24 protein-coding genes are annotated in these 25,169 nt (G+C 73.6%); 10 read left to right on the top strand and 14 right to left on the bottom strand.

What is annotated here, in order from left to right; genetic code table 11:
- Positions 1-61: 61 nt before the first annotated feature.
- Entirely contained in the window at positions 62-844 is a 783-nt protein-coding gene (locus ABD841_RS25815) for an ABC transporter ATP-binding protein (RefSeq protein WP_344976986.1), read from the bottom strand.
- A 109-nt stretch (positions 845-953) separates the two neighbouring features.
- Here ABD841_RS25815 and ABD841_RS25810 point away from each other — a divergent pair, with 109 nt between their 5' ends.
- The 6 genes from ABD841_RS25810 (at position 954) to ABD841_RS25790 (ending at position 6,688) form a co-directional block, all read left to right on the top strand.
- Positions 954-2,561 (top strand): acyl-CoA carboxylase subunit beta, encoded by a 1,608-nt coding sequence (locus ABD841_RS25810; protein ID WP_344976981.1) that lies wholly within the window; start codon positions 954-956, stop codon positions 2,559-2,561.
- Positions 2,558-2,764, top strand: a complete 207-nt coding sequence (locus tag ABD841_RS40930; protein ID WP_425582040.1) for an acyl-CoA carboxylase subunit epsilon — start codon at positions 2,558-2,560, stop codon at positions 2,762-2,764. The genes ABD841_RS25810 and ABD841_RS40930 overlap by 4 nt, the downstream gene beginning before the upstream one ends.
- A 101-nt stretch (positions 2,765-2,865) precedes the next feature.
- Positions 2,866-3,807: an NYN domain-containing protein gene (locus ABD841_RS25805; RefSeq protein ID WP_344976978.1), complete on the top strand. Its 942-nt coding sequence runs from the start codon at positions 2,866-2,868 to the stop codon at positions 3,805-3,807.
- 171 nt (positions 3,808-3,978) lie between these two features.
- A complete protein-coding gene (locus ABD841_RS25800) occupies positions 3,979-5,382 on the top strand; it encodes an AlkA N-terminal domain-containing protein (protein ID WP_344976975.1) in 1,404 nt (467 codons plus the stop codon).
- Positions 5,379-5,879 carry a methylated-DNA--[protein]-cysteine S-methyltransferase gene (locus tag ABD841_RS25795; RefSeq protein WP_344976972.1) on the top strand — a complete coding sequence of 167 codons (501 nt, stop codon included), beginning with the start codon at positions 5,379-5,381 and terminating at the stop codon, positions 5,877-5,879. The genes ABD841_RS25800 and ABD841_RS25795 overlap by 4 nt, the downstream gene beginning before the upstream one ends.
- 371 nt (positions 5,880-6,250) lie before the next feature.
- Positions 6,251-6,688: a MarR family winged helix-turn-helix transcriptional regulator gene (locus tag ABD841_RS25790; protein WP_344976969.1), complete on the top strand. Its 438-nt coding sequence runs from the start codon at positions 6,251-6,253 to the stop codon at positions 6,686-6,688.
- 123 nt (positions 6,689-6,811) lie between these two features.
- Here the strand turns inward: ABD841_RS25790 and ABD841_RS25785 are convergent, their stop codons facing one another.
- From ABD841_RS25785 to ABD841_RS25730, 12 genes are all read right to left on the bottom strand, one after another.
- On the bottom strand, positions 6,812-7,765 hold the full coding sequence (locus ABD841_RS25785) for a hypothetical protein (RefSeq protein ID WP_344976966.1): 954 nt from the start codon (positions 7,763-7,765) through the stop codon (positions 6,812-6,814).
- Positions 7,762-8,397 (bottom strand): hypothetical protein, encoded by a 636-nt coding sequence (locus tag ABD841_RS25780; RefSeq protein ID WP_344976963.1) that lies wholly within the window; start codon positions 8,395-8,397, stop codon positions 7,762-7,764. The genes ABD841_RS25785 and ABD841_RS25780 overlap by 4 nt, the downstream gene beginning before the upstream one ends.
- A 305-nt stretch (positions 8,398-8,702) precedes the next feature.
- Complete coding sequence (locus tag ABD841_RS25775; RefSeq protein ID WP_344976960.1) at positions 8,703-11,612, bottom strand: BTAD domain-containing putative transcriptional regulator; 2,910 nt, start codon at positions 11,610-11,612, stop codon at positions 8,703-8,705.
- 58 nt (positions 11,613-11,670) lie between these two features.
- Positions 11,671-12,096: a pilus assembly protein TadG-related protein gene (locus ABD841_RS25770; protein WP_344976957.1), complete on the bottom strand. Its 426-nt coding sequence runs from the start codon at positions 12,094-12,096 to the stop codon at positions 11,671-11,673.
- A 74-nt stretch (positions 12,097-12,170) separates the two neighbouring features.
- Positions 12,171-12,557 carry a TadE/TadG family type IV pilus assembly protein gene (locus ABD841_RS25765; protein ID WP_344976954.1) on the bottom strand — a complete coding sequence of 129 codons (387 nt, stop codon included), beginning with the start codon at positions 12,555-12,557 and terminating at the stop codon, positions 12,171-12,173.
- A gap of 161 nt (positions 12,558-12,718) precedes the next feature.
- On the bottom strand, positions 12,719-13,159 hold the full coding sequence (locus ABD841_RS25760; protein WP_344976951.1) for a TadE family protein: 441 nt from the start codon (positions 13,157-13,159) through the stop codon (positions 12,719-12,721).
- Complete coding sequence (locus ABD841_RS25755) at positions 13,143-13,382, bottom strand: hypothetical protein (protein ID WP_344976948.1); 240 nt, start codon at positions 13,380-13,382, stop codon at positions 13,143-13,145. Before ABD841_RS25755 ends, ABD841_RS25760 begins: the two co-directional genes overlap by 17 nt.
- Before the next feature lie 2 nt (positions 13,383-13,384).
- On the bottom strand, positions 13,385-14,320 hold the full coding sequence (locus ABD841_RS25750; RefSeq protein WP_344976945.1) for a type II secretion system protein: 936 nt from the start codon (positions 14,318-14,320) through the stop codon (positions 13,385-13,387).
- Positions 14,313-15,200, bottom strand: a complete 888-nt coding sequence (locus ABD841_RS25745; RefSeq protein WP_344976942.1) for a type II secretion system F family protein — start codon at positions 15,198-15,200, stop codon at positions 14,313-14,315. The genes ABD841_RS25750 and ABD841_RS25745 overlap by 8 nt, the downstream gene beginning before the upstream one ends.
- On the bottom strand, positions 15,197-16,498 hold the full coding sequence (locus tag ABD841_RS25740) for a TadA family conjugal transfer-associated ATPase (RefSeq protein ID WP_344976939.1): 1,302 nt from the start codon (positions 16,496-16,498) through the stop codon (positions 15,197-15,199). The genes ABD841_RS25745 and ABD841_RS25740 overlap by 4 nt, the downstream gene beginning before the upstream one ends.
- 166 nt (positions 16,499-16,664) lie before the next feature.
- Positions 16,665-17,420 (bottom strand): CpaE/TadZ family protein, encoded by a 756-nt coding sequence (locus ABD841_RS25735; RefSeq protein ID WP_344976936.1) that lies wholly within the window; start codon positions 17,418-17,420, stop codon positions 16,665-16,667.
- A 1-nt stretch (position 17,421) separates the two neighbouring features.
- Positions 17,422-18,123, bottom strand: a complete 702-nt coding sequence (locus ABD841_RS25730) for a CpaB family protein (RefSeq protein WP_344976934.1) — start codon at positions 18,121-18,123, stop codon at positions 17,422-17,424.
- A gap of 401 nt (positions 18,124-18,524) precedes the next feature.
- Here ABD841_RS25730 and ABD841_RS25725 point away from each other — a divergent pair, with 401 nt between their 5' ends.
- Positions 18,525-18,797, top strand: coding sequence for a hypothetical protein (locus ABD841_RS25725; protein WP_344976931.1), 273 nt, complete (start codon positions 18,525-18,527; stop codon positions 18,795-18,797).
- Between the two features lie 330 nt (positions 18,798-19,127).
- Entirely contained in the window at positions 19,128-23,660 is a 4,533-nt protein-coding gene (locus ABD841_RS25720; RefSeq protein WP_344976928.1) for a type VII secretion EssC family protein, read from the top strand.
- 169 nt (positions 23,661-23,829) lie between these two features.
- Here ABD841_RS25720 and ABD841_RS25715 read toward each other — a convergent pair whose 3' ends face one another.
- Entirely contained in the window at positions 23,830-24,102 is a 273-nt protein-coding gene (locus tag ABD841_RS25715) for a WXG100 family type VII secretion target (protein WP_329090315.1), read from the bottom strand.
- Positions 24,103-24,273: 171 nt separating this feature from the next.
- Between ABD841_RS25715 and ABD841_RS25710 the strand changes: the two genes are divergently transcribed.
- Together ABD841_RS25710 and ABD841_RS40925 are read left to right on the top strand one after the other, a co-directional pair.
- Positions 24,274-24,996, top strand: coding sequence for an SDR family NAD(P)-dependent oxidoreductase (locus ABD841_RS25710; RefSeq protein WP_344976925.1), 723 nt, complete (start codon positions 24,274-24,276; stop codon positions 24,994-24,996).
- Positions 24,997-25,099: 103 nt separating this feature from the next.
- Positions 25,100-25,169, top strand: a 70-nt coding sequence (locus ABD841_RS40925; protein WP_425582041.1) for a biotin carboxylase N-terminal domain-containing protein, incomplete at its 3' end; no start/stop codon positions are given.

The raw sequence follows: 25,169 nt of genomic DNA, 5'->3' as shown, positions 1-25,169 counted from the left end.
CCCACGTCTGCGCTCTCCCGGCCTGTCGCGGCCGTGTCGCCGCTCCGGCGGCCTTCCGCGTTCACGCCGAGGTCGCGCCCAGCCACGACAGGCCCTCCTCCCCGCTCGTGCCGTCGCCGTGGGCGCCGACCAGGCCGAGGAACGCCTCGTTGAGGGTGCGGCCCGCGCGGACCTCCTCCAGCGGGCCCTGGGCGACGATCCGGCCGCGGCTCATCACCGAGACCCAGTCGCACAGGCGCTCGACGAGCTCCATGACGTGGCTGGAGAAGACGACGGTCGAGCCGGAGGCGGTGTAGCGCCGGAGCACCTCGACCAGCGTGTTGGCGCTGACCGGATCGACGCCCTCGAACGGCTCGTCCAGGAAGAGCACCGCGGGGTTGTGCAGCAGCGCGGCGGCCAGGCCGATCTTCTTGCGCATGCCGGTGGAGTAGTCGACGACGAGCTTGTCGGCCGACTCGGTCAGGTCCATGATCCTCAGCAGTTCCTCGGCCCGCTGCTCCACCTCGGCCTTGGGGATGCCCCGGAGCTGGCCGTTGTAGGAGAGCAGCTCCCGGCCGGACAGGCGCTCGAACAGCCGCAGCCCCTCGGGGAGCACACCGATGCGGCTCTTGACCGCCACCTGGTCACGCCAGACGTCGGCGCCGCCGATGTGGATCACGCCGCCGTCGGGGCGGAGGAGACCGGTGACCATGCTCAGCGTGGTGGTCTTGCCCGCGCCGTTGGGACCGACCAGCCCGGCGAAACTGCCGCGCGGCACGATCAGGTCGACGCCGCCCACGGCCACCTGCCGCCCGAATCTCTTGAGCAGCCCCCGCGTGCGTACCGCCTCGATCACGTCCGTCATGGTCTTCGGCCCTCCTGCGTCCGCCGTGCCCTCGGCCTGCCGATCCTGCACCGACAACGAACGGTGACCCCCGATAGTTCACCGGTCAGGGAACGGTTACCCTGCTGGGATGAGCGAGCCCCGCAGAGCCGCCGAGGCGGCGTTCGTCGAACCTGACATCCACACGACGGCCGGGAAGCTGGCCGACCTTGAGCGGCGCCTGGAGGAGGCCGCCCACGCCGGTTCGGCGCGCGCCGTCGAGAAGCAGCACGCCAAGGGCAAGATGACCGCCCGGGAGCGGGTGCTGGAGTTCCTCGACGAGGGCAGCTTCGTGGAGTTCGACGAGCTGGCCAGGCACCGGTCCACCAACTTCGGCCTCGACCGCGAGCGGCCGTACGGCGACGGGGTCGTGACCGGCCACGGCACGGTCGACGGCCGCCCGGTGGCGGTGTTCGCCCAGGACTTCACGGTGTTCGGCGGGTCGCTCGGCGAGGTCTTCGGGGAGAAGATCGTCAAGGTCATGGACCACGCGCTGAAGACCGGATGCCCGGTGATCGGGATCAACGACTCCGGTGGGGCTCGCATCCAGGAGGGCGTCGTCTCCCTCGGTCTGTACGCCGAGATCTTCAAGCGGAACGTGCACGCCTCCGGGGTGATCCCGCAGATCTCGCTGATCATGGGCCCGTGCGCGGGCGGCGCGGTCTACTCCCCCGCGCTGACCGACTTCGTGCTCATGGTGTCGGAGAAGTCGCACATGTTCATCACCGGCCCCGACGTGATCAAGACGGTCACCGGCGAGGAGGTGACGTTCGAGGAGCTCGGCGGCGCCCACACGCACAACTCCCGCTCCGGCGTCGCCCACTACGAGGCCTCCGACGAGGCCGACTGCCTGGAGTTCGCCAGGGCGCTGCTGTCCTATCTGCCGTCCAACAACATGGACGAGGCCCCGGTCTTCGACGCCGACCCGATCCTGTCGGCCACCGACGAGGACCGCGAACTCGACACGCTGATCCCGGACTCGGCGAACCAGCCCTACGACATGCACACGGTCATCGAGCACGTCCTGGACGACGGTGAGTTCCTGGAGGTGCACGCGCAGTTCGCCCCCAACATCATCGTGGGTTTCGGGCGGGTCGAAGGGCGTTCCGTCGGGATCGTGGCCAACCAGCCGATGAGCTTCGCGGGCACGCTCGACATCGCGGCCTCGGAGAAAGCCGCGCGGTTCGTCCGCACCTGCGACGCCTTCAACATCCCGGTGCTCACCTTCGTCGACGTCCCGGGGTTCCTCCCGGGCACCGACCAGGAGTGGAACGGGATCATCCGGCGCGGCGCCAAGCTGCTCTACGCCTACGCCGAGGCGACCGTCCCGCTGGTCACGGTCATCACCCGCAAGGCGTACGGCGGGGCCTACGACGTCATGGGCTCCAAGCACCTGGGCGCCGACATCAACCTGGCCTGGCCGACGGCGCAGATCGCGGTGATGGGGGCGCAGGGCGCGGTCAACATTCTCTACCGGCGGGAGCTGGCCGCGGCCGCCGACCCGGACACCGAGCGGGCCCGGCTGGTCACCGAGTACGAAGACACTCTCGCCAACCCGTATCTTGCCGCCGAACGTGGGTATGTGGACGCGGTGATCCTTCCTCGTGACACCCGGGTCCAGATCATCAGGGCCTTGCGTGCCCTGCGCAACAAGCGCGCCTCCCTGCCCCCGAAGAAGCATGGGAACATCCCGCTGTGAGCCATTTGAAGATCATTAAAGGGGACGCGACGCCGGAGGAGATCGCCGCCGTGGTGATCGCTCTCTCGACGCGGGCCGCCCGGACCACGGCCGCCGCAAAATCCCCGCAGGAGCCGGGGAACTGGCGTAATCCCTCGCATCGCATGCGAAAACATCTTGTGACCGGACAAGGTGCCTGGAGAGCGAGTGCGTTGCCCAGATAGATCCCAAGAACGGGGTGTCAAGTTGCGCAAGAGTTGGGACCATCTAAGAAATGGGCGCATATAGTCAGCCGATCAGCTAGTTCCGAGGCCTGGAGGACGACATGACCATCCCGGACCTCACGTCCCACCCCATTGGTACGAAATACGCCGTCCTGGTCGACGTCGGGTATCTGTACGCCGCCGCCGGTGAGGTCCTCCTGGGAGCAAAAGAGCGCAAGGAGTACCGCGTCGCGGCCGACGAGCTCATCCAGGCACTGCAGAAGCGCGCCGAGGAGCGCATCCACGGCGAGCTGCTGCGCATCTACTGGTACGACGCCGCCCGCGACCGGGTGCCGACCGTGGACCAGCGGGTCATCGCCCAGCTCCCCTGGGTCAAGGTCCGCCTGGGCAACCTGAACGCCCGCGGCCAGCAGAAGGGGGTGGACGCGCAGATCAGGAGCGACCTGGAGGCGCTGGCCAGGCACCACGCGGTGAGCGACACCATCCTGCTCGCCGGCGACGAGGACATGGTCCCGGCCGTCGAGGCCGCCCAGGCCTACGGGGTGCGCATCCACCTGTGGGGCGTCGAGCCCCCCTACGGCACCAACCAGGCCGAGCGCCTCGTCTGGGAGTCCGACACCGTCGAGATCATCAGCGCCGACTTCCTCCGCTCGTTCTTCAGCCGCGCTCCCGCCCCCGTCCCGGTCCCGGCCGCCCCCATCACCCCTTCCCCCGCCCAGGTGTTCGCCGGCCGCACCCCCGCCAAGCCCAAGCTGCCCACCGGCCAGGTCACGAAGCTGGGCCCGAGCCGCCCGCGCGTCGAGGAGGTCGGCGAGCACGTGGCCCAGAAGTGGATCCTCACCCGGGGTCGCGACAACATCCGCGACCTGCTCCCCGGCCCGATCCTGCCCACGGTCATCGACACCGAGCTGCTCATCGAGGCGGAGAAGGAACTCGGCCACTCCCTGCGCCCGTACCCCGAGGCCCGCGTCTGGCTGCGCGACGGGTTCTGGGCCCGCGTCTACCGGGAGTTCGAGATCGGCGTCGGCATCTCCTCCAAGTGAGGCCCGCCGCCGCGCTTCTCCGGCCGGCGCACGCCCCACCCGGGAACCCGCACGCCCCACCCGGGAACCTGCACGCCCCGCCCGGGAACCGCGCAACCCCCCGGACCCGCACGACGGCCATGTCCGATTCCCGCCAGCCGTGACCTCCACGCTGCGGATAGCGTCGTCAGTGTGTCCGTGAAAGAGCTCGACTTCGAGTCCTGTTACCGCGCGGTGGTCGCGAGGGACGCCCGCTTCGACGGGCGGTTCTACACGGCGGTCACCTCCACGCGTATCTACTGCCGGCCGATCTGCCCGGCGCGCACGCCCGCCTCGCGCAACGTGCGGTTCTACCGCCACGCGGCCTCCGCCGAGGCGGCCGGGTTCCGCCCGTGCAGGCGATGCCGTCCGGAGCTGAGCCCGGGTGGCCCCGGCTGGGACCACCGCGGCGACCTCGTCGGCCGGGCGCTCCGGCTGATCGACGAGGGCGTCGCGGACGACGGTGGCGTGCGGGGCCTGGCCGGACGGCTGCACATCACCGACCGGCACCTGCACCGCCTGTTCACCACCGAGATCGGCGTGGGACCGCTGGCCGTGGCCAGGACCAAACGTCTGCTCCTGGCCAAGCAGCTGCTGACCGAGACCGGGCTGCCGATCACCGACGTGGCGTTCGCGTCCGGTTTCGGGAGCGTGCGGCAGTTCAACGCGGTCATGAAGGAGACGTACGGCTTCACCCCGGGCGAGCTGCGGAGCTCCGCCGAGGGCCGGATCACCGGCAACGCACTGACGCTGCGGCTACAACGGCGCGAGCCGTACGACGCCGGGGCGCTCATGGGTTTCCTCGGAGCGCGGGCGATTCCCGGGCTGGAGCACGTCGACGGGGTGTCCTACCGCCGGGCCGTCCCCGGGGGCACGATCACCCTCACCCCGGGGCCGGACCACGTCCGGCTGGACGTGGACGTCGACGACACCCGCCGGCTGGCCAGGATCGTCGCCCGCTGCCGCCGCCTGCTCGACCTGGACGCCGACCCCGAGGCCATCGCGGCGGCCCTGGGCGGGACCTCGCTGGGCCCGCTCGTCGCCGCCCGCCCCGGGCTGCGCGTCCCCGGCGCCTGGGACGGGTTCGAGGTGGCGGTCCGCGCGGTGATCGGCCAGCAGATCTCGGTCGCGGGCGCCCGCACGATCCTCGGCCGCGTCGCGGCGCGCGCCGGGCGCCCCACCGGCGGCGAGGGGCTGACCCACCTGTTCCCGACCGCCGCGGAACTCGCCGAGGCCGACCTCGGCGGGCTGGGGCTGACCGGGCGGCGGGTGGCCACGCTGAAGGCGCTCGCCGCGAAGGTGGCGGCCGGCGAGATCGACCTGGACGGGGCCCAGGAGCCGGCCGAGGCCGTGGCCCGGCTGCTGGAGATCCCCGGCATCGGGCCGTGGACCGGCAGCTACGTGGCGCTGCGAGCGCTACGCGACCCGGACGCCTGGCCCGCCGGGGACCTCGGGCTGCGGCGGGCCATGGCCTGCCTGGGCATCCCCGACACCCACATCGAGCGGTGGCGCCCCTGGCGGGCCTACGCCGCGCTGCACCTCTGGAGTTCCCAATGATCGAAGCACAGGTCCTGCCCACCCCGGCCGGCCCGCTGGCACTGCTCGCGCGGGAAGGCGTCGTCGTCGCGGCAGGCTTCACCGCCGACCCGCAGCGGATGTTCGCGCGGCTCTCACCCGCGCTCCAGGCCGAAGGACTGACCCGGGTGGACGACCTGGGCGAGCCGGCGCAGGCCGTACGCGACTACCTGGACGGTGACCTCGTGGCTCTCGACGCCGTCGCGGTCGAGCAGCCGGGCACGCCCACACGGCAGCGGCTGCTCCGCGCCCTGCGCGAGGTGCCGGCGGGCGTGACGATCGGTTACGCCGAGCTCGCCGAGCGGGCGGGCCTGCCCAGGACGGCGGCGCGGGCCGCCGGGGGCGCGTGCGCGCAGAACCTGATCGCGCCGTTCGTCCCCTGCCACCGCATCCTGCCGGCCGGCGGCGGGCTGGGGGGCTACTACTACGGCACACCGGTCAAGCGGTGGCTGCTCGCCCACGAGCGGGCCATCGGCTGAGCCCCGAGCCGGCGCGTCCGGGGCCGAGCCGGAACAGGGGGATGGGAGCCGGGACAGGAGGTGGGAGCCGACCCCGGCACCCGGCTCCGGCTCGGACGGTGGACCGCCGCCGGCGAACACGGCAGGCCACCGGCGCCGAACGCGGCAGGCCACCGCCGGCGAACACGACGCATCGCCGGGAACGAGCACGGCGGCGACGCTCCCGGAAACGCCGGCCGTGGGCGCGAAGCGGGAAGCGAGCGAGGGCTCCTCGGATACAGTGGGCCATATAGCCAGCGTCAACATTATTTGTACAAGCGGATTATTCGTCGACGCCCGCTGCCCGACCGCGCGGTCCGCTCGTGACGCGCCGGAGACGAGGAGGGTGAGCCGTGCCACTTCCCGACGACGCCGTGGAGGCCCGCGCCCAGGGCTGGCGCACGCTGGCCGCGCTGCACGCCCGCATCGAGGACCGCCTGGAGCGCGCGCTCCAGGCGGAACACGACCTGAGCGTGAGCGAGTTCACCGTGCTGGACGCCCTGGCCCGCCAGGACGGCTGGCACATGCGGATGCAGCAGCTCTCCCGGGCGGTGGTGCTCAGCCAGAGCGCGACGACCCGGCTGGTGACGCGCCTGGAGACGCGCGGCCTGCTCTCCCGCTACCTGTGCGAGGACGACCGCCGGGGCATCTACACCGAGGTGACCCCCGCCGGGTGCGACCTGCTCGCCCGAGCCAGGCCGACGCACGACAAGGTGCTCAAGGAGGCCCTCGCCGAAGCCGTGGAGGTGCCCGAGCTCGTCCCGCTGGTGCGGGTGATCGAGTCGCTGTGACCCCGCCGCCCCGGCGAGCCGGGTTCGGGTTCCCGCCACCCCGCGTGAGGCGCGTCCGGGATCGAGCACCCGGTCAACGCCTCGGCGATCCCGCGTTCGACGGCACGGAACCCCCGAACCGGCTCACCGGCCGGACTTCCGGACGGTGCTCTGCACCTCGCCCACGGGCACGTCACGGGTGACCCCGACCTCGACCGGGTCGTAGGCGAAGGGCACCACGTCGTCCTCGACCTCGATGGGCCAGACGGAGGTGACCGTCAGCTCGTAGACATCGCGTGGCTGGTCGATCGAGGCGCGCAGGTAGCGGACGCCGCAGGTGAACTCGCCCCCCTTGGCGTACGGTTTGCCGGTGGGGCCGCAGTCCTCCTTCACCTCGGCCCGGTCGGCGGTGGTGCCGGCGTCGATCTCGATGTCCTCCAGGGTGGCGGTCACGGTGGCGCTCATGACCCCGGGAAGCGTCGCGGTCACCGACCGGGTGGTCTCCCCGACGCCGCTCAGCCAGACCCAGGTCGGCAGGTTGACGTAGCTCTTGGCGTCCGGGTTGAGCTCGATCTTCGGCTCGGGCACGGTCAGCGCGGCCCGGGCGATCTCGACGAGCTCGGCGATGGTGATCCCGCCGGGCGGGGTCGTGCCGGGCGGCACCCACACGAAGGGCTCCAGCCCGATCCAGCAGGACAGGCCGTTGGGGTCGGCCCAGTTGTAGGCGGGGGCCCACCAGCGCCCCTCCTCACCGATCTTGTCCCTGAACTGCTTGAGGAACTCCTGGTACTTCTCCTCGGTGGGGTTCTCGGTGAAGCGGAACCACCAGTCGCGCACCGACTCCTGGGTTCTCAGCATGTCGGCGGCGTCACGCCCGGGTTCGTACCAGCACGGGCGCTTGAGCCGGTAGCCGTCGCTCTTGCCGCTGAGCCCGGTCCCGGTAATGATGATCTTTGAGTTCTGCAGGCGGACTCCCCTGGTGTTCCCGTGCTGGAAACCCTTTCCCCGGGCTCCGGAGTCGCCCTGCGGCGCGGGGTCGCCCGGGGCAAGCCCGGGAGCGAGCAGCAACAGCCCCGCAACGACCACTTTAATGATCATCGAAGACACCCCTTCGCGCGTTCGCTGGGAAGCTGGGCGTGGCGGAACACTTTGATCCGCCAGGTCCCGTCGTCGGCTCGCCGCATGCCCGCCGTCTGGAGGTAGGGTTCGCGCGCCCACCAGGACCGCCTGGGGACCTCCTCACCCGTCGCCGGGTCCACCGGGCGCAGCCGGGTCTGATCCACACATACGTCCAGCTGGGCACCCGGCCCGGTGACCGAACTGACGTTCAGCGCGTAGAACCGCATGGTCCCGCGCACCGACCGGCCCGCGTCGAGGAACCCCCGCACCCACGAGTACGCGTCCCGGCCCGCCTCGTCCTGCACCGTTCTGAGATAGCCGGTGTCGCGGCCTCCGCTCACGACGGCCCTGAGGGAGTCGGCGAAGTGGTCGCGGAAAACCTCGATCATCGCGGTCGTGTCGGCGTCGGGCGCGGCGGGCCACTCGACCACCACCCGGACCCCCGGCGCGACCCGGACCGTCTCCACCCGCGGTGTGGCCTCCGCCTGCGGCGCCGGCTCCCCGGAGGAGGTCTCGGCGGGCAGGTCGGCGGGGGTGAACGGCCGGGTGGCCGACGGGGCACAGCCCGCCAGCAGGGCCACGGTCAGGGCCAGCGCGGTCACGGCACGCACACCGATCACGCTAGAAGCGCCTGCTCTCCCGAACCACCGGTATGCGCCATCCGGCATGGTTCGCCGCCTCCGCCAAGGGCGGGGCGCCGCGACCGGTCTCCCGCGACCGCGCGCCACGGCGCCCTCCCCCGCGTGGGAGACCGCGACCTCCCCCGCAGGGGGCATCACCTCCCCGGCGCGGGGAAGCGTGATCCCCCCGGCCCGGGAAACCGTGACTTCCTCCGTGCGAGAGGGCATGGCCTCCCCCGCGTGGGGGGCCGTGGCACCCGCCTTGCGCCCCGGGCCCACCGGGGCGGTCCCGGCCGTCATGCCGACGGGACCGAGCGCATCCGCCACGAGGGCAGCAGCTCGTCGATCAGGGCCTCCGTCTCCGGGGCCATTCCGCCGCCGTACGGATGCGAGGCGGCCCGGCGGTGCAGGGCGTCGACCACGGCGTGGAGCCGGGCGGGGTCGCCGGTGAGGTGCGTGGCCCGCAGCAGGTCGCGCCAGAGCCCCTCGTCGTCGGCGGCCAGCAGCAGTCCGGCCCGTGCCGCGGCCACGGCCTGGTCCGCCTCGCCGGCGGCGAGACGCAGCTCGCAGAGCCGGTGCGCGGCGTCCGCGACGGCCGCGGTCACGTCGTACTCCAGATCGTCGGCGGCCAGCCAGGTGTAGCGACCGCGCGGGCGGCCGTTGAGCAGCGGGCCCCGCACCAGGCCCAGCGCCTCCTCCAGGAGCGCGGCGCACGCGCCGGGGTCGGTGGACGCGCGGCGGACGCGGTCCCGGAAGACCGCCCAGTCGGTCCGCACCTCCGGGCCGAGGCGGAGCCGGCCGGAGGAGTCGGCGTAGAGGTTGGGCCGCCCCTGGCTGTCCGTGCCCAGCCAGGCGACGACCCTGGCGATCGTGGCGTCCCTGACCACCGCCTGCACGCCCCGCGGCCACAGGATGCCGCCGAGGACCACGGGGTGGACGCCACCGGGGTGCGTGGCCAGGTAGACGACGAGTTCGACGGCGAGCACGGCCCGCCCCTCCTCCATGGGCGGCGGGCCGACGACCTCGATCGGGCCGAGGACACGCACCTCGACCGAGGGCGACGCCGGGACCGGTTCCGGCTCGTCGGGCAGCGGCTCACCCTCGAACCGCTCGGTCGCCCGGAACAGGTCGATCAGTGCCCGGTACTGACGGCGGGGCAGCAGCTGCGCGTCCACCTCGACGCCGAGCGCGTCGATCGCGGCCCGGCCGCCCTCGGAGATCGTCCAGTTCCAGGTGGCGTGCGGGACGTCGCCCGCGATGACGTACCCGGTGGCCGTCCGGACGCCCTTCCGGGCGAGCAGCGCCAGGCGGCGGCCCTCCTCCGGGGTGGGGACGATGGCCGAGAGCAGGTAGTGCGGGGTCCAGACCGGGTCGGCGGCGCGCCCGTGGACGCGGCCGGTGAGCACCTCGCCGCCGTGCCCCCGGCCGGCGGTCGCCGCCTCCAGCGCGGGCAGGACCTCGGCCAGGCCGCTCACGCACCTGATCCGGTCCGGGGCGATCGCGGTCAGCTCCTCGCCGAAGCCGACGAGCGTGATGCGCATCCGGTCCGACCAGCGGTTGGTGGCCAGTTCCACGGCGAGCGCGGCGAGCGCGGCCGTCGTCTGCGGCCCGGTGAGGCTGATCGGCCCGTGGGCGGCCTCCAGGTCGACCAGCACCCGGCCCTCACCGCTGGAGCCCAGCGAGACCAGGCCCGGGTACGGCGCGGGCGCGTCGGCCAGCGCCCGCTCGTCGAGCATCCGGCCCTCGTGCGCCGGGAGCCGCCACACCTGGCCGTCGTCGTGGGCGGTCCACGGCGCGGGAGCGTCCGAATCGGGCGGGTGGATCCACAGGTCGAGGCTCTGCGGCGACAGGTGCGCGGCGTAGATCGTGGGCGGGACGCGGTCCGCCGCCGCCAGGGAGCGGCCGAGCATCCGGAGCCCGACGTCGAGCATCCGGCTGCCCGGCGCGTCGGCGCCGAGCCGCAGCGCGAGCTCGGCCTGGGCCGCGTCGTCCCTCGGCCGGGTGATCCGGCGGCCGAACGCCCGGCGCCAGAGCTGCTGCCTGCGCCTGCGCCCGAGCGCCGCCAGCAGCCCCGCCGCCGCCAGGGAGGCCCCGGCCAGGTAGTCGAGCATGCCCAGCCCCGGGTCCTGCCCTGCCGCGGGCTCCACCACCTGCCCGGGATCGCCGGCGCGCGCCCCCGGGTCGGCGGCGCCGGGATCGCGCCGCTCCGCGGGGCCGGGGTCGGTGACCCGGGCCGGGTCGCGGGGATCGGCACGGCCGGAGTCGGGCAGGGTGTACGGGTCGCGTTTGGTGGTGTCCCTCGATCCGCCGGAGCCTCCCCCGGGCAGGACGGAGGTGTCGCGGGGGGTGGAGACCTCGGGTCCGGGCTCCGCGGGAAGGTCCGCCCGGCCGGGAGTGAAGGTCTGGGTGCGGCCGTCGAGCTCGGCGGGGGCGGCGCGGTGCTCCCTGAGGGTGTCGTCGCGCGGCTGGGAGGCGGGGACGATGTGCACGTTGCGCGCGTCGTCCGGCATGTCCAGGACCCAGCCGGGCCTGATCAGATCCGCCATGTGCAGGCGACTGCCGTCGGGCTGCTCCTTGTGCTGGTTGAGCCGGTAGATCTCCGGGTACCGGCGGCCGTCGCCGAGACACTTCTCCGCGATCTCCCACAGGCTCTCGTGGTGGCGGCCGTGCGGCGGCTGCACCACGTAGACCTTCTTGGCCTTCTGCGCCGGCGCCAGCGACGGTCGTTCCTCGGCGGCCGGGGAGGGCGCGGCGGGGAGCCCGGCCGCGGCGACGACGGGCGGTGCGGGCGGCGGGCCGGTCAGCTTGGCGACGGGCAGGGCCACCGCCGACACGGTGAACAGCAGCAGGGCCGCCGAGACCAGCCGGTTGGCGAGCATCTGCGTGCCGCCGGAGAGCGGGACCCGCGCGGGCATGCCGACCCGGCGCAGCCCGCCGTAGACCTCGACGATCACGCAGACCGCGAACTGGAACCACGCGACCCAGACCAGCAGCACGAGGATCGCGACGATCGTGCTCGTGCCCACCTGGCTGGTCAGCAGGTCGAGGTCGAGCAGCTCGGGCGAGAGCGGGGGCCCGGCCAGCCGGAACAGGGCGTAGGGGACCCCCGCGACGAGCGCGATCAGGGCGGCCAGCGCGCAGACCCCCGCGAGCAGGTCGCCCGGGGTGCGCCTGGGCCCGATGCGCGCGGGCTGTCGCGTGGGCATTCGTCTCCCTCCCCGTCCAGGTTCGCCGCCGGTCATCCGGCGGGCCAGTGATTCACGGTCATTGGTCTGCTCCGCCGCCCGGCTCCGCATCCGCTCCGAGGTCGGGCCCGGCGGCGGCCGTGGCCTCCATCTCCTCCCCGGGGAAGCCGAAGGCCGCGAGGAAGAACGCCTCCCAGGTGACGGAGACGCTCACGGAGACCTCGGCCTCGCCACCGCCGAGCGTGCACTCGCCCAGCCGGACGTCGTCGGAGCCGTGGGCGGAGACGATCTCCTCGGCCTTCGCGCAGACCTCGCTCTCTCCCAGCAGCCGGGCCTGGCCGGTGGCGCGCAGGTGCTCGACGTCGATCTGGTCGGCGGCGGCCCTGGCCGCCTGCTCGGCGACGTCGGCGGCCCGTAGCCGGGCGTTGATGGCGGCTCCGCCGTCCACCAGGAGCCCGGCCAGCAGGAAGACCACCACTGAGAAGAGCACCGTGAAGATCGACATCGACCCCCGCTCGCCGGGCGGCCCGGCGCGGTTCGTCCGACCCTCCGGAACTGCTCCGGACGGCCCGGCGCGGGTCATTCGACCCTCCGGAACTGCTCCAGCGGGACCACCGAGTCGCCCCGCATCTCCTTGGCGGCGCCGAAGCCCAGGAACGCCAGGTCGAGGGAGCAGGTCACCTCGGCCCGGACCCGGCCGCCCTCCTGCCAGGAGGAGCCCGCCAGGCTGACCTGGGGCTCGCACTGGCCCGAGAGCGCGTCCCGCGCGGCCTCGCCCGCGGCGGTCTCGGCGTCGGACATCGTCCGCTCGACGGAGGCGGCCCTGGCCGCGTCCCTGGCCGCGCCGTTGACCTCGCCCTGGGCCTCCACCACCCGGCCCGCGCCCACCAGGAAGAGCAGGAAGAGCAGGAAGACCGGGGCCAGGAGCACCGTCTCGGCGCTCAGCGACCCGCGTTCGCGGCTCACCGGCAGGTGCCTGCCGCCCGGTGACCGGTGCCCGGGACCCGACGGCCCGCACCCGGCATGCGGAGACCGGCCCCCGGGATCCGATGGCCCCGGCTCGGCGTGTGGGAACCCACGTTCGGGACCCGGCAGCCGGCGTACGCGGCGGGCGCGGGGCGGGGAGATCACTCGCACCCTTCACTCCCGTCGTCGGGGCGGAAACACTCGATGGGACCGCCGAAGCGGGCGGTGACGCTGAACGTGGTCGACGGGAGCAGCGGGACGACTTGGACGGCCGAGGCCGTGATCTCCACGCCGCGCCGGTCTCCCTGCTCCCAGGCCTCGACCGTTGCGCCGTCGAGGATCCGCGGGCCGATGGCGCGCAGGATCTCCTGGGCTCGGGACTCGGCGTCCTCCCGCCAGGACTCGGTGTCGACCCTGGCCAGCCGGGCGCCCTCCCGGGCGGCGGCGTCGGCGACCTGCCGCCCGTGGAACCACAGGGCCGCCTGGACGACGAGCATGGCGACGGCCAGCACGATCGGCATGATGATCGCCAGCTCGACCGCGGTGGCGCCCCGGTCCCGGTCCCGGTCCCGGGCACGCTCCCGGTCACTGGTCGCCGCCACCGTCGCCTCCCCCGCCCCCGCCGAACTGGTTGGAGATCTCCGCCTGCTTGCCCTCGACGAGGTTCCTGATGAGCGTGGCGAGGCCGAGCGCCACCCCGGCGATGATGGCCGTGATGATCACCCACTCCACGGCGGAGGCGCCCCGGGTGGGGGCGTTGCGCGCCCTGTCGATCCGCACGCTCAGAAGGGTGATCGCGTAGACGATCCACGGATGGCTCAGCATGGTCAGGACCCCATCATCTTCATAGCGGCCGGGAAACTCAGGAAGATCACAAAGCCCGCGCAGAGCAGGAGCTGGGCGACGAGCATCGACTGGGACCGCTCGCCCGCCTGCCCCTCGACCTCCGCCAGCTCGCGCCGTCGCATGGTCGCGGCGCGGGCGGTCAGGGACGAGCGGACCTTGGCGCCGTCGTCGGCCACCAGGCCGAGCGCGGCGGACAGGTCACGCAGCTCGTCGACGTTGATCTCGTCTCCGAGCTGCCCGAGGGCCTGCCAGGGGGTGATGCCGACGATCCTGGCGTTGCCCAGCGCCTCGCGGATGCGGGACATGGCCCAGTTGGATTCCTCGCCGTCGGAGCCCGTGCCGCCCACCGAGACGGCCATCATCAACGCCTCGGGCACGCCGCGCCCGCCGGCCAGGTTCATCGCGACCAGGTCGAGGAACGACCCGACGACGTGCCGGAAGTCGCGGCGCATCCGGGCGGCGTCCCGTTTGATCTGCACGTCGGGCAGGAAGAAGAAGATCCCGGCCACGGCGAGCGCCGCCCACAGCGGGACGGTGAGGGACAGGCCCCACCCCATCAGCACCAGCCAGCCGGCCAGCAGCGGGAAGGCCAGCAGCCCCGAGACCGCCAGCAGCACCTTGGTCGCCAGGAAGCCCTCGAAGGACTTGCCGAGCAGCGCGAGATCGGCCTTGGCGGAGCGGACCTCCCAGCCGCGGGCCTCGTAGAAGCGGGCCATCCGCTCGCCCAGGCCGCGCCGGAAGGCGCTGACCTCCTCGTCGGGCAGGACGAGCCGCGCGCGGGGCGCGTCGGTGCCCTCCCTGGCGGCGTCGAGCGCCAGCAGGCGCGTCACCAGGCCGGGACGGGCCGGGAACAGCGCCCGTACGAGCAGGAACAGGCCCAGCCCGAGCACCGATCCCGCGAGCAGCGCCTCAGTCATCGCGCGCCTCACTTCCCGAGGGCAGGCCCAGCAGACGGGCGGGTTTGTCGAAACGGGCCAGGCGGCGCATCCAGGCGAACCCGGCGCCGAAGAGCCCGGCGACCACCACGAGCACGGCCTGGCCGAGCGCGTCGTCGTACTCGGCGACGTAGGAGGGGTTGAACACGACCAGCGCGACGGCGAAGGCGACGGCCGTGCCGACCACGATCTGCACGCTGCGGCGGGTGGCGCGGCGCTCGGCCTCGACCCTGCGGCGCATGTCGAGCTCCTCGCGCGCCGACACCGCCAGCGCGCCGAGCACGTCGCGCAAGCCGGGGCCGCGCAGCTTGGAGTTGAGGATCAGCGCGGCCACGACCAGGTCGGCCGAGGGGTCGTCGAGCTCGTCGGCGAAGCGCCGGAGCGCGTCGGGCAGGGCCATCCGGGTGTGCAGGCGGTCGACCAGGGCCCGCAGGTGCGGGCGGAGCGTGGGAGCGGCGGCCCGGATCGACGCCGGGATCGCCTGCTCCAGGCCCGACGCCCCGGCGATGGTGTCGCGGAGCGACTCGGTCCAGGCGGCCAGGCCCTCCAGCCGCCGCATGGCCGCGCGCTCCTCGGCGGCGCCACCGGCCAGGCCCCGCCAGCCCAGGGAGAGGAGCACGGCGCCCACCGCCATGACGGGCCAGCCGGTCACCACGAGCACGCCCACTCCGGCGATCGCCCCCACCGCGGACCGGGTGGACAGGGCGCGGAGCAACTCGCGCCGGCCTGCCGCCCGCCCCGGAGCGGCCGGCCGGGGGCGCACCCCGTACACGGCGACGAAGAGCAGGAACAGCCCGGCGCCGACGGCCATGCCGGAGAGCAGCACCAGGGGGTCGAACAGACCCGGCGGGATGGAGATCATGCCCAGCCCCCGGGGTCGTAGCCGTGGCGGGCCAGCTCCGCCAGGCAGGACAGCGGGGCGTGCGGCAGGACCCTGCCGTCGGGCGACGTGGCGAACACCTCGGAGGAGAGCACCCGGCCGTCGACCCCGGCCACCTCGCGCACGCTCGACACGAAGCGGCGCAGCGTGCCGCCCACCGCGTAGTCGTTGCGCTTCTCGACGAAGACCACGAAGTCGATCGCACCCGCGATGAGCATGTGGGTGGCGTCGATCGGCAGGCGCTCGGTGGCCTGGAGCGCGTAGGTGGCGATGCGGTTGAAGACCTCCATCGAGGAGTTGGCGTGGATCGTGGACAGCGAGCCGTCGTTGCCCTGGGTCATCGCGTTGAGCATGGTGACGATCTCGTCGCCGAGGACCTCTCCGACGATCACCCGGGACGGGTTCATGCGCAGCGAACGGCGGACCAGCTCCGCCATGGAGATCTCGCCCTGGCCCTCGGAGTTGGGCAGCCTCTGCTCGAAGGCGACCACGTTGGGATGGAGCTCGGGGAACTGGTCGAGCCCGAGTTCCAGGGCGCGCTCGACGGTGATGAGCCGCTCGGACGGCGGGATCTCGTTGGCCAGGGCGCGCAGCAGCGTGGTCTTCCCGGCGTTGGTGGAGCCGGAGATCATGATGTTCTTCCGGGCCGCCACCGCGGCCGAGAGGAAACGCCCCAGCTCCGGGGTGAGCGTGCCGTTTCCCACGAGGTCGCTGAGGAACACCTTGCCCAGCCGGGAACGGCGGATCGACACCGCCGGGCGGACCGTCACGTCCATCACCGCCGACAGCCGGGAGCCGTCGGGGAGGCGCAGGTCGAGCTGGGGGTTCGCGGTGTCGAACGGCCTGCTGGACAGGCCGCTGTAGGCGGCGAGGATCTGGATCAGCTCGACCAGCTCCTCGTCGGAGTCGGCGACCGGCTCGCCCATGACCTCCCGGCCGTCGGCGTAGCTGACGAAGACGCGGTCGCAGCCGTTGATGTCGATGTTCTCGACCTCGGGGTCGTCGAGGAGCGGCTGCAGGCGGCCCACGCCGAACAGCGCCGCGTGGATGCCGGCGGCGAGGGCCTCCTCCTCCTCGGCCGTGGGAGGGGTCCGGCCGACGCCGATCTCGCCGCGGGCGAACTCCTCCAGCACCTGGGCGATCAGCGCGCGGGCGAACTGCCGCTCGTCCTCGCCGGTCATCGGTGGCAGGCCGCTGGCCTGGTCCAGGCGGCGCTGGTGGGCGAGCCTGTCGCCCACCTCCTGCCGGAAGCGCTTCACCAGCGCGTGGTCGACGGTCATCGCCACCCTCCGCTCGACGGCTCGGGACGCGGGCCGGGCACGCCGTCCCGCCGCGGCGATCCGGGGAGGGCGCACGGTACGCACGGCTCGGGACGCGGACCCGCCGGATCCGCCCCTGGACCCGCCCCCGGCCCCGCCCCCGCCGGGCCGGCGCCCAGACCCGCGCTCAACGGACCGGCTCCGGGGCGTGGATCTGGGCGGCGAGGCGTCCGGCGAGCTCCCGGGCGGTGCGGATCAGCAGGGAGCGGTCCAGACGCCCGCCCCACTGGCCGCGGAGCAGCTCGGCGCCCTTGGGGTCGTGCGCGAGACCGCTGACGAAGGCGACGTTCCTGCCGGTGGCGGCGACGATCCGGCGCACCTCGTCGATCGTCGTGCGGTACTGCCGGGGGTCGGCGATCACCACCACCCCGACCTGCGCGTCGCGTGGCATCACCTGCAGGCGCTCGCGCAGGTGGGCGACGTGGTCGAGGCTGGCCCTGGTGAACAGCACCACCAGCGCGGCCTCGGCGATCAGCTCGGCGGTCTGCGGGTGGCCGCCGAGACGGCCGCAGTCGGCCAGCACGTCGGCCTCGGGCAGCGCGGCCAGCGCGCGGCCGAGCGGGCCCCACAGCCAGGTCAGCCCGGCCGCCTGCTCGCCGTGGGTCAGGCCGGCCAGCACGTCCAGCCCGCCGACGATCTTCTGCGTGTGCTCGTAGATCTGCTCGGGGTGCAGGCCCCTGCGGGCGGTGGCGCCCAGGGTGAGCAGGCCCCTGGCGGGGTTGAGCACGCTCCCGTCGGCGGCGGGCAGCCGGTAGGCGAGGTCGCCGCCGGCCGGGTCGCACTCGGCGAGCAGCACCGGGCGCGGCCAGATCGCGCCGAGCGCGGTGGCCGCCGTGGTCACGCCCGGCGCGCCCTTGTCGGCGGCCAGCACGATGAGCGCCACGTCAGCGGGCTCCCGGCAGTTCGGCCAGGGCGATCTCGCCGCTGGAGGCGTAGGCGACGATCGTCGGTGAGACGGAGCTGTCCACGATCACGGTGACCAGGCCGCCCGACCCGCTGCGGCCCGGCGCCCCCACCTGGTGGACCAGCGCGCTCTGTGCCAGCACGCGGCTCTCCTCGTTCGTGGAGCCGCCCTTGCTCGGCACGTAGATCACCTGGACCCGGTCTCCCCGTTCCAGGGTGCCCGGCGACTGACCGGGCTTGAGCGCGAGGCCCACCTGCGCCTTGCCGGGACCGAGCTCCCGGCTGGCGGAGACCACCATGTCGCGGGTCAGGAGCGTTCCCGGGATGAGGGTGACGCGGGCGTAGTTCTCCGCGACGCGGGCGCGGTCGGCCCACGCGACGTAGCCGATGCCGGTGTCGGCGATCTGGACCTCCTTCATCACCGCCTCGGTGAAGCGCTGCCCGGCGCCGACCTGCTGGGAGATGGCGATCGCCGAGACACGGTCGCCGCTGCGCAGGACCAGCAGGGTGGTGGCCAGGGCACCGCCCAGGATCAGCAGGACGGCGAGGGCCGCGAGGGCGGGCTTGCGCTCGCGCGGGGGCACGGGGAGTTTGCGCGACGCGGGTCCGGACAGGGCGGCCGCCGACGTCTGCCGCTCGGCGTTCACCGGGACGCGGCCCGTTGGCTTCTCACTGGTCCTCATGGGCAGGGGGACTCCCAGAGTGATCATAAATATGGGGACTACTGGTCGAATTTACGCCATTATGCGCACCATGCCGACCGACTGCCGGGCAAAAGCCAGGACCCATGCTCGTTTGATAGGAACACGTCTGTCAACGCCCTCATAGAAGAACATGTCGTTTTGGCTAGATGACAGGAGGCTTATCCGGATGATATGGACAGCGATTATCGCTCGTAACAACCGCCCCACTATTTTCACTCATGAATCCAGCGTTAAGTCATCATCGCTTCACCCCGCCACAGCCCGGATGTGCATCCTCCTTAACCCTGAACCTGTTCAAAATGTGCCATGCTGGCGATATGGCCAAGTCGTCAGAACGTCAAGCGCCAGGTAAAGGACGTATCAGGCTCCTTCTTCTCTCCGTGGTCGAGCGCCTGCGCCGCCGCGGGGTCGAGCGGATCACGACCGCGCCGGCGACGGAACGGGTCGTCGTGGGACTGCACCGCGCCGCCACCGGGCTGGTCGAGGTGACCTCCGAGGTCAACGCGTACGCCGGGTTGCTGGAGGAGAAGACCGGCGAGCTGCAGGCCAGGACGAGGGCTCGCCGCACCGGCTCTCCGAACAGGTTTTCCACAGCCCGGGCCGGCGGAGCCCCAACCGCTCAGGAGCGTCCGAACCGCCGAATGCCCATATAGATCGGCATAACCGGTGAGTAGTACCCGGCCGCTGTCCACAGGCCGGGACGTTTTCCACATACCAGTCCACACACCAGTACGGATGCCGGCCCACCCCCGGCACCGCCTGTGCACCTCCGGCACCCGACCCCGGCACCGCCTGTGCACCTCCGGCACCCGGCCGGGAACCCGCCCCGCGCCCCCGGCGTCCGCCCGCCGCGCCCGCCGGCGGCGCCCGTCCCGGTACGCGTACCACGCGCCCACCCGGTCCGCGCGTTGCCGCGAACCCCCTCTCCCGGGCCGCCCGCACTCTGTACGGTGGACCGGGGGCCTGACCCGAGGAGAGCGGCGATGCGGATCATGCTCACCGTGCTCAGCGAGCACGCCGACCGCGATGTCGTGGTCGAGGGCGACGACACGACCACGGTGGGGCGGCTCGCGGAGTCCCTCGCCGGACAGGGCGGCGAGCGCCCGAGCAACGTGGTGCGGCTGACGCGCAGCAGGGCCCCCTACGGGATGGGACACGCCTCCGCCGACGCCAAGCCCCCCACCCTCTGGCTGGACGGCCGCCCCCTCGACTCCTCCGCCCGCGCGGCGGGGCTGCTGCGCGACGGCGACCTCGTCACGCTCGACCGCTCCCTGGCCGGGGCCACACTCGCCGAGGAGCCCGGCGGGATCGTGGAGGTACGGGTGATCGGCGGGCCCGCGGCCGGTTCGGTGCACCGTCTCAGCCTCGGCGTCCACACCGTCGGCTCCGACCCCGCCTGCGCGGTCGCCGTCCCCGACCCGGCGCTGCCCGCCGAGGCGGCCGTGGTGCGGCTCACCCCCGACGCCATCACGGTGGAGCCGGCGCCGGAGGCGTCGCCGCTGCTGGACGGCGCACCCCTGCGGGAACAGGTGCCCTGGCCCGAGCACGCCCTGCTGGCCTGCGGCGGGACCGTGCTGACCCTCAAGGCCACGGAGCCGCCCGACGCGCACCTGGACGCCCAGCCCGACGGGGGGCTGGCCTACAACCGGCCGCCCAGGCTCCGTCCCCCGGGCGGAGCGCGGCGCTTCGAGGTCCCGGCCGAACCCAGACGGGCCGAGACCATGCGGCTGCAGCTGCTGGCCGCGTTCCTGCCCGCCGTACTCGGACTGGGCATGGCCTGGGCCCTGAAGACCTGGTACTTCCTGCTGTTCGCGCTCATGACGCCGATAATCATGATCGGCCAGTGGTGGAGCGACCGGCGGCACGGCCGCAAGCAGTACCGCCAGCAGGTCAAGCAGTACCGGGAGCGGCTCGCGGCCTTCGAGGCCGCCGTGGAGCGCGCCCGCGCCGACGACGAGGCCGCCCGCCGCGCCGCCGCGCCCGACCCGGCGGAGGTGCTGCTCACCGTGACCGGCCCCCGGCGGCGGCTCTGGGAGCGGCGCGGTCACGACCCGGACGCGCTCCGGCTCCGGGTGGGCCTGGCCGACCTCCCCGCCGACCTGGAGTTCACCCCCGAGCGCTCCGCGCCACTCGACACCCCGCTGCCCGCCCCGCCCACCTGTCACGCGGTCCCGGTGGCGCTGGCCATGCGCCGCCTGGGAGTGGCCGGCCTGACCGGGCCCCGCGAGGCGGCGACCGGGCTGGCGCGCTGGCTGGTCGGCCAGGCCGCGACCCTGCACAGCCCGCGTGACCTGGCGATCGTCGTACTGTCCGCGCACGGCGACGGCGAGGAGCGGTGGAACTGGGTCCGCTGGCTGCCCCACTGCGCCCCGCGCGGCGGCGAAGACTGCGTGGCCCTGGTCGGCGCCGACCCGGAGGCCGCGGCCCGGCGGGTGAGCGAGCTGGCCGCGCTGATCGACGAGCGCCTCGGCGACGACGCCGCAGGCCCGGCGGCCGCGCCGGTCCGGATCCCGACCAGCTGGGGCGACCTGGGCGGGGCCGACCAGCCGTACGCCGCACCCGTCTACGACGAGCGCCCCTACGACGTGCTGGTCGTCCTGGACGGCGCGCAGGCCCTGCGCGCCCTGCCCGGCATGCCGCAGGTGCTGCGGCAGGGCCCGCGGGCGGGCGTCCACACCCTGGCGGTCGACGGTGACCAGCGGCTGCTGCCCGAGGAGTGCGCGACGGTCGCCGACGTGGCGCCGGACGGCACCGTCCGGCTGCGCGGCGGCGGCCTGGACGGCCTCGGCGAGATCCTGGCCGACCAGGTGTCGGTCTCCTGGTGCGACCGGCTGGCCCGCGCCATGGCGCCGATCCGCGACGTCAGCCGCGCCGACGCCGCGCAGGCCCTGCCCGGGGCCGCCCGCCTGCTCGACCTGCTGGACCTGCCCTCGCCCTCGGGCGCGGCCCTGGCCGAGCGCTGGGGACGGTCGACCGAGGCCGTGGTGGGAATCGGCCCGGAGGGGCCGTTCTCCGTCGACCTGCGCAGGGACGGGCCGCACGCGCTCATCGCGGGCACCACGGGCGCGGGCAAGTCGGAGCTGCTGCAGACCCTCATCTGCTCGCTGGCGGTGGCCAACCGGCCGGACGAGATGACGTTCGTGTTGATCGACTACAAGGGCGGAGCCGCGTTCAAGGAGTGCGTGCGGCTGCCGCACACGGTGGGCATGGTCAGCGACCTCGACGGCCACCTGACCCAGCGGGCCCTGGCCTCGCTGGCCGCGGAGATCCGCCGCCGGGAGCGCCTGCTGCTCGCCGCCGGGGCCAAGGACATCGAGGACTACCACGAGCTCCGTGACACCCGGACGGCCCGCGCCTCCCGCGACCTGCTCGTCGCCGGCGGCGCGACCCCGGCCAGACCGCTGCGCGGGCGCGCCGAACCGCCGCCCCCGCTGCCCCGGCTGGTACTGGTCATCGACGAGTTCGCGGCCATGGTCAGCGAGCTGCCCGACTTCATGACCGGGCTGGTCGACATCGCCCGGCGGGGCCGCTCGCTCGGCATCCACCTCATCCTGGCCACCCAGCGGCCCGGCGGCGTGGTGACCGCCGACATCCAGGCCAACACCTCCCTGCGGATCGCGCTGCGGGTCACCGAGGCCGCGGAGTCGGCCGACGTCATCGGCCGCCCCGACGCCGCCCACATCGCCAAGTCCACCCCCGGCCGCTGCTATGTGAAGTCCGGCGCGGGCGCGGCCACGGCCGTGCAGACCGCGAGGATCGGCGGGCGCGGACCCGCCGCCTCCGGCGATTCCAGGGTGCGGGTGACGGAGATCGGCTGGCGGGCGCTGGGGCACCCGCCGGCGGCGCCCGGCGGTGCCGCCGAGAGCGGCCACGTCACCGACCTGTCCCTGCTCGCCGACGCCCTGGCCGAGGCCGCCCGCGTCGCCGGGATCCGCGAGCAGCCCAGCCCCTGGCTCCCCCCGCTGGACGACCTCGTCGTCCTGCCCGCCTCGCCCGGCGGGACGCTCCCGTACCGGGCGGGGGTCGAGGAGGTGCCGCCGCTGGCCTTCGGGGTCACCGACCTGCCATGGGCGCAGGACCGGCAGGCGCTGGCGCTGGACCTCGCCCACGGCGGCCACCTGCTCGTCGCGGGTGCCTCGCGGAGCGGACGGTCCACCGCGCTGCGCACGCTGGCGGGGGCGATCGCCGCCGGCGCCTCGCCCGACGACGTCCACCTGCACGCGGTCGACTGCGGCTCGGGGTCGCTGCTGCCGCTGGTGGCGATGCCGCACTGCGGGGCGGTGGTCACCCGTGACCAGCTCGACCGGGTGGAGCGGCTGCTGGCCAGGCTCCGCGCCGAGGTGGGGCGACGCCAGCAGCTCCTCGCCGAGGCCGGGTACGCCTCGCTGGCCGAGCTGCGCGCCGCCGCGGACGGGCCCCGGCTACCGTGGCTGGTGCTGATGCTCGACCGCTGGGAGGGGTTCGTCGCCGCCTTCGAGGCGTACGACTACGGGCGGCTCGTCGAGTCGCTGATGCAGCTGCTCCGGGAGGGCCCCGCGGTCGGGCTGCGGGCGGTGGTGACCGGCGACAGGTCGGCGCTGATCGGGCAGATCTCCACGGTCTTCGACGACCGGCTGATCCTGCGGCTGGCCGATCCCGCCGACTACGCGCTGGCCGGGCTGCCGGTCAAGGACCTGCCGGCCGCCCTCGTCCCCGGGCGCGCGCTGTCCGTCGGCGAGCACGGCACGACCGAGAGCCAGATCGCGCTGCTCTGCGACGACCCCTCCGGACCGGCGCAGGTGGGCGCGCTCCAGGCGCTGGCCCGCTCGGCGCCGGAGCTCACCGCCGACCCGCCGCTGCGGGTGGACGCGCTGCCGATGCGCATCACCGCGGCCCAGGCCCTCGACCTGGTGCCCTCCTTCGAGCCGCCGTCACCGCTGTGGGCACTGCTCGGCGCCGGGGGTGACTCGCTGGCCCCGCTCGGCGTCGACCTGCTGGCCCACGGCCCCGCCGCGGTCGTCGCCGGCCCGTCCAGGTCCGGCAGGTCCACGGCGCTGCTGACCGCCACCCACTCGCTGCTGTCGCACGGCACGCCGACGGTCCTCGTCACCCCCCGGCGCAGCCCGCTGTGCACCCTGGTGGACGCACCCGGCGTGCTGGCCGTACTGGACGCGGACGGCGACCTGCACGGGGCCGTCGCGGGCCACGAGCGTTACGTGGTGATCGTCGACGACGCCGAGCTGGTCTCTCCCGACTCCCCGCTGGGCGCCGCGCTGGAGCAGGTGCTGCGCACCGGCAGGGACGCCGAGCACGGCCTGGTCATCGGCGGTACCACCGGTGATCTGGCCACCGCCTACCGCGGTTTCGTCGCCGAGGCCCGCAAGGGCCGGACCGGCCTGCTCCTGTCGGTCCAGAGCCCCGCCGACGGCGACCTGTTCAACGTCCGCCTGCCTCGCGGCGCGGTCGGCGGCCCTCCGGGCCGCGGCCTGCTCGTCACCCTGGGCTCGGTGACCCCCATCCAGACCGCGGTCGCCTGAGCGACGTCCGGGCGACGCCGGGCGAGGTGATCCGGGTGATCCACGGGGAGAGCGGCCGAGGGAACGACGGCCCGGCACCGAGGCCGGGGTACGGGGATGAGGCCCGCGTACGGGAAATGCCCCGGCCCTTGCGGGCCGGGGCATTTCAGGTATTTTGGCGGACCGTTTTCTATCGGGTGGCGGACTCGATATTGCCCCGGTAGGTGTTGATGACCCGGGACGCCTCGGCGAGCTCCTCGGACATGCGCTGGAAAGCCGCCCGGTAGTTCTGCCAGGCCTCGCTGAATCGCTGGGCGCCGGGGCCCGTCCAGGCCGTGCCGACCTTTGCGGCCTCCCGGTCGAGAGCGGCCACGGTGGCCCTTACCTGGTCCGCCTGCTGGGTGAACTGGGTGGCCATCTGCTGCATTTCCGCGGGATTGCCGCCGAGCAAGTTCTGGCTCATGCCAGTCTCCTTCGGGATCGGTGTCGAGGGGTCACCAAACGAAATCACGATAGGCGGGTGGATCACCAGTGGATCGTGGTTATACCGAGCGGCTATGGACCTTCCCGCCCTTCTGAAGCGGCTAACGTTCTTCTCTGTCTTGATTTTTCGTGATGCAGGGAGTCGTGAGACGTGCGTGAGATCGTGGTGACGGGCGGAGGCACCGGGATCGGCTACGCCGTCGCGGCGGCGTTCGCCGCGCAGGGCGACCGGGTGACCATCACCGGCCGGCGCGAACATGTGCTCAAGGAGGCGGCCGAGCGGCTGGGCGTCTCCTACGTGCCGTTCAACGCGGCCAATCCGGTCGCGGTGGGCGAGGCGCTGGACCTCCTCCCGGCCCGGGTGGACGTCCTGGTCAACAACGCGGGCGGCAACACCAACCTGGACCGCGTGCCCTCCGGCGACGACCTCATGGACGTGGCCGAGGGCTGGTGGGCCAACCTCAACGCCAACCTGCTCTCGGCCGTGCTGGTGACGACCGCGCTGGCGCCGCGGCTGGCCGAGCAGGCCAGGATCATCACGATCGGCTCGATCGCGGCCAGGGGCACCGGCTCCGGGTCGTACGGGGCGGCCAAGGCCGCGGTGGAGGCGTGGACCGCCGACCTCGCGGCCGAGCTGGGCCCGCGGGGCGTCACCGCCAACGTGGTCTCCCCCGGTCTGATCCTGGACACCGAGTTCTTCCGGGGCCGCCTCACCGAGGAGGGTGTACGCCGCCGGGTGGAGGGCACCAGGAACGGGCGGGCCGGCACTCCCGAGGACGTGGCCGAGACGGTGTGCTTCCTGGCCTCCCCGGGGGCCCGTCATATAACGGGGCAGGTCGTGCACGTCAACGGCGGCGCCTACCTCGGGAGGTGAGACGCGCCCCCGACCCACCGCGCCCGCGCGATCAGGGGCCGCTTACACTCCGTGGGAGGCCGCCCGCCATCCTCGTCCACGCGTACTGAAGGGAACCACGTCGGTGCAGAAGGTCCTGATCGCCAACCGCGGGGAGATCGCCGTCCGTGTCGCCCGTGCCTGCAAGGACGCCG

Source organism: Streptosporangium fragile (assembly GCF_039534445.1).
In the GTDB taxonomy this organism is placed as follows: Bacteria; Actinomycetota; Actinomycetes; order Streptosporangiales; family Streptosporangiaceae; genus Streptosporangium; species Streptosporangium fragile.
Note: the sequence above shows the minus strand (reverse complement) of the source record. Positions and strands in the feature narration are given on the sequence as shown.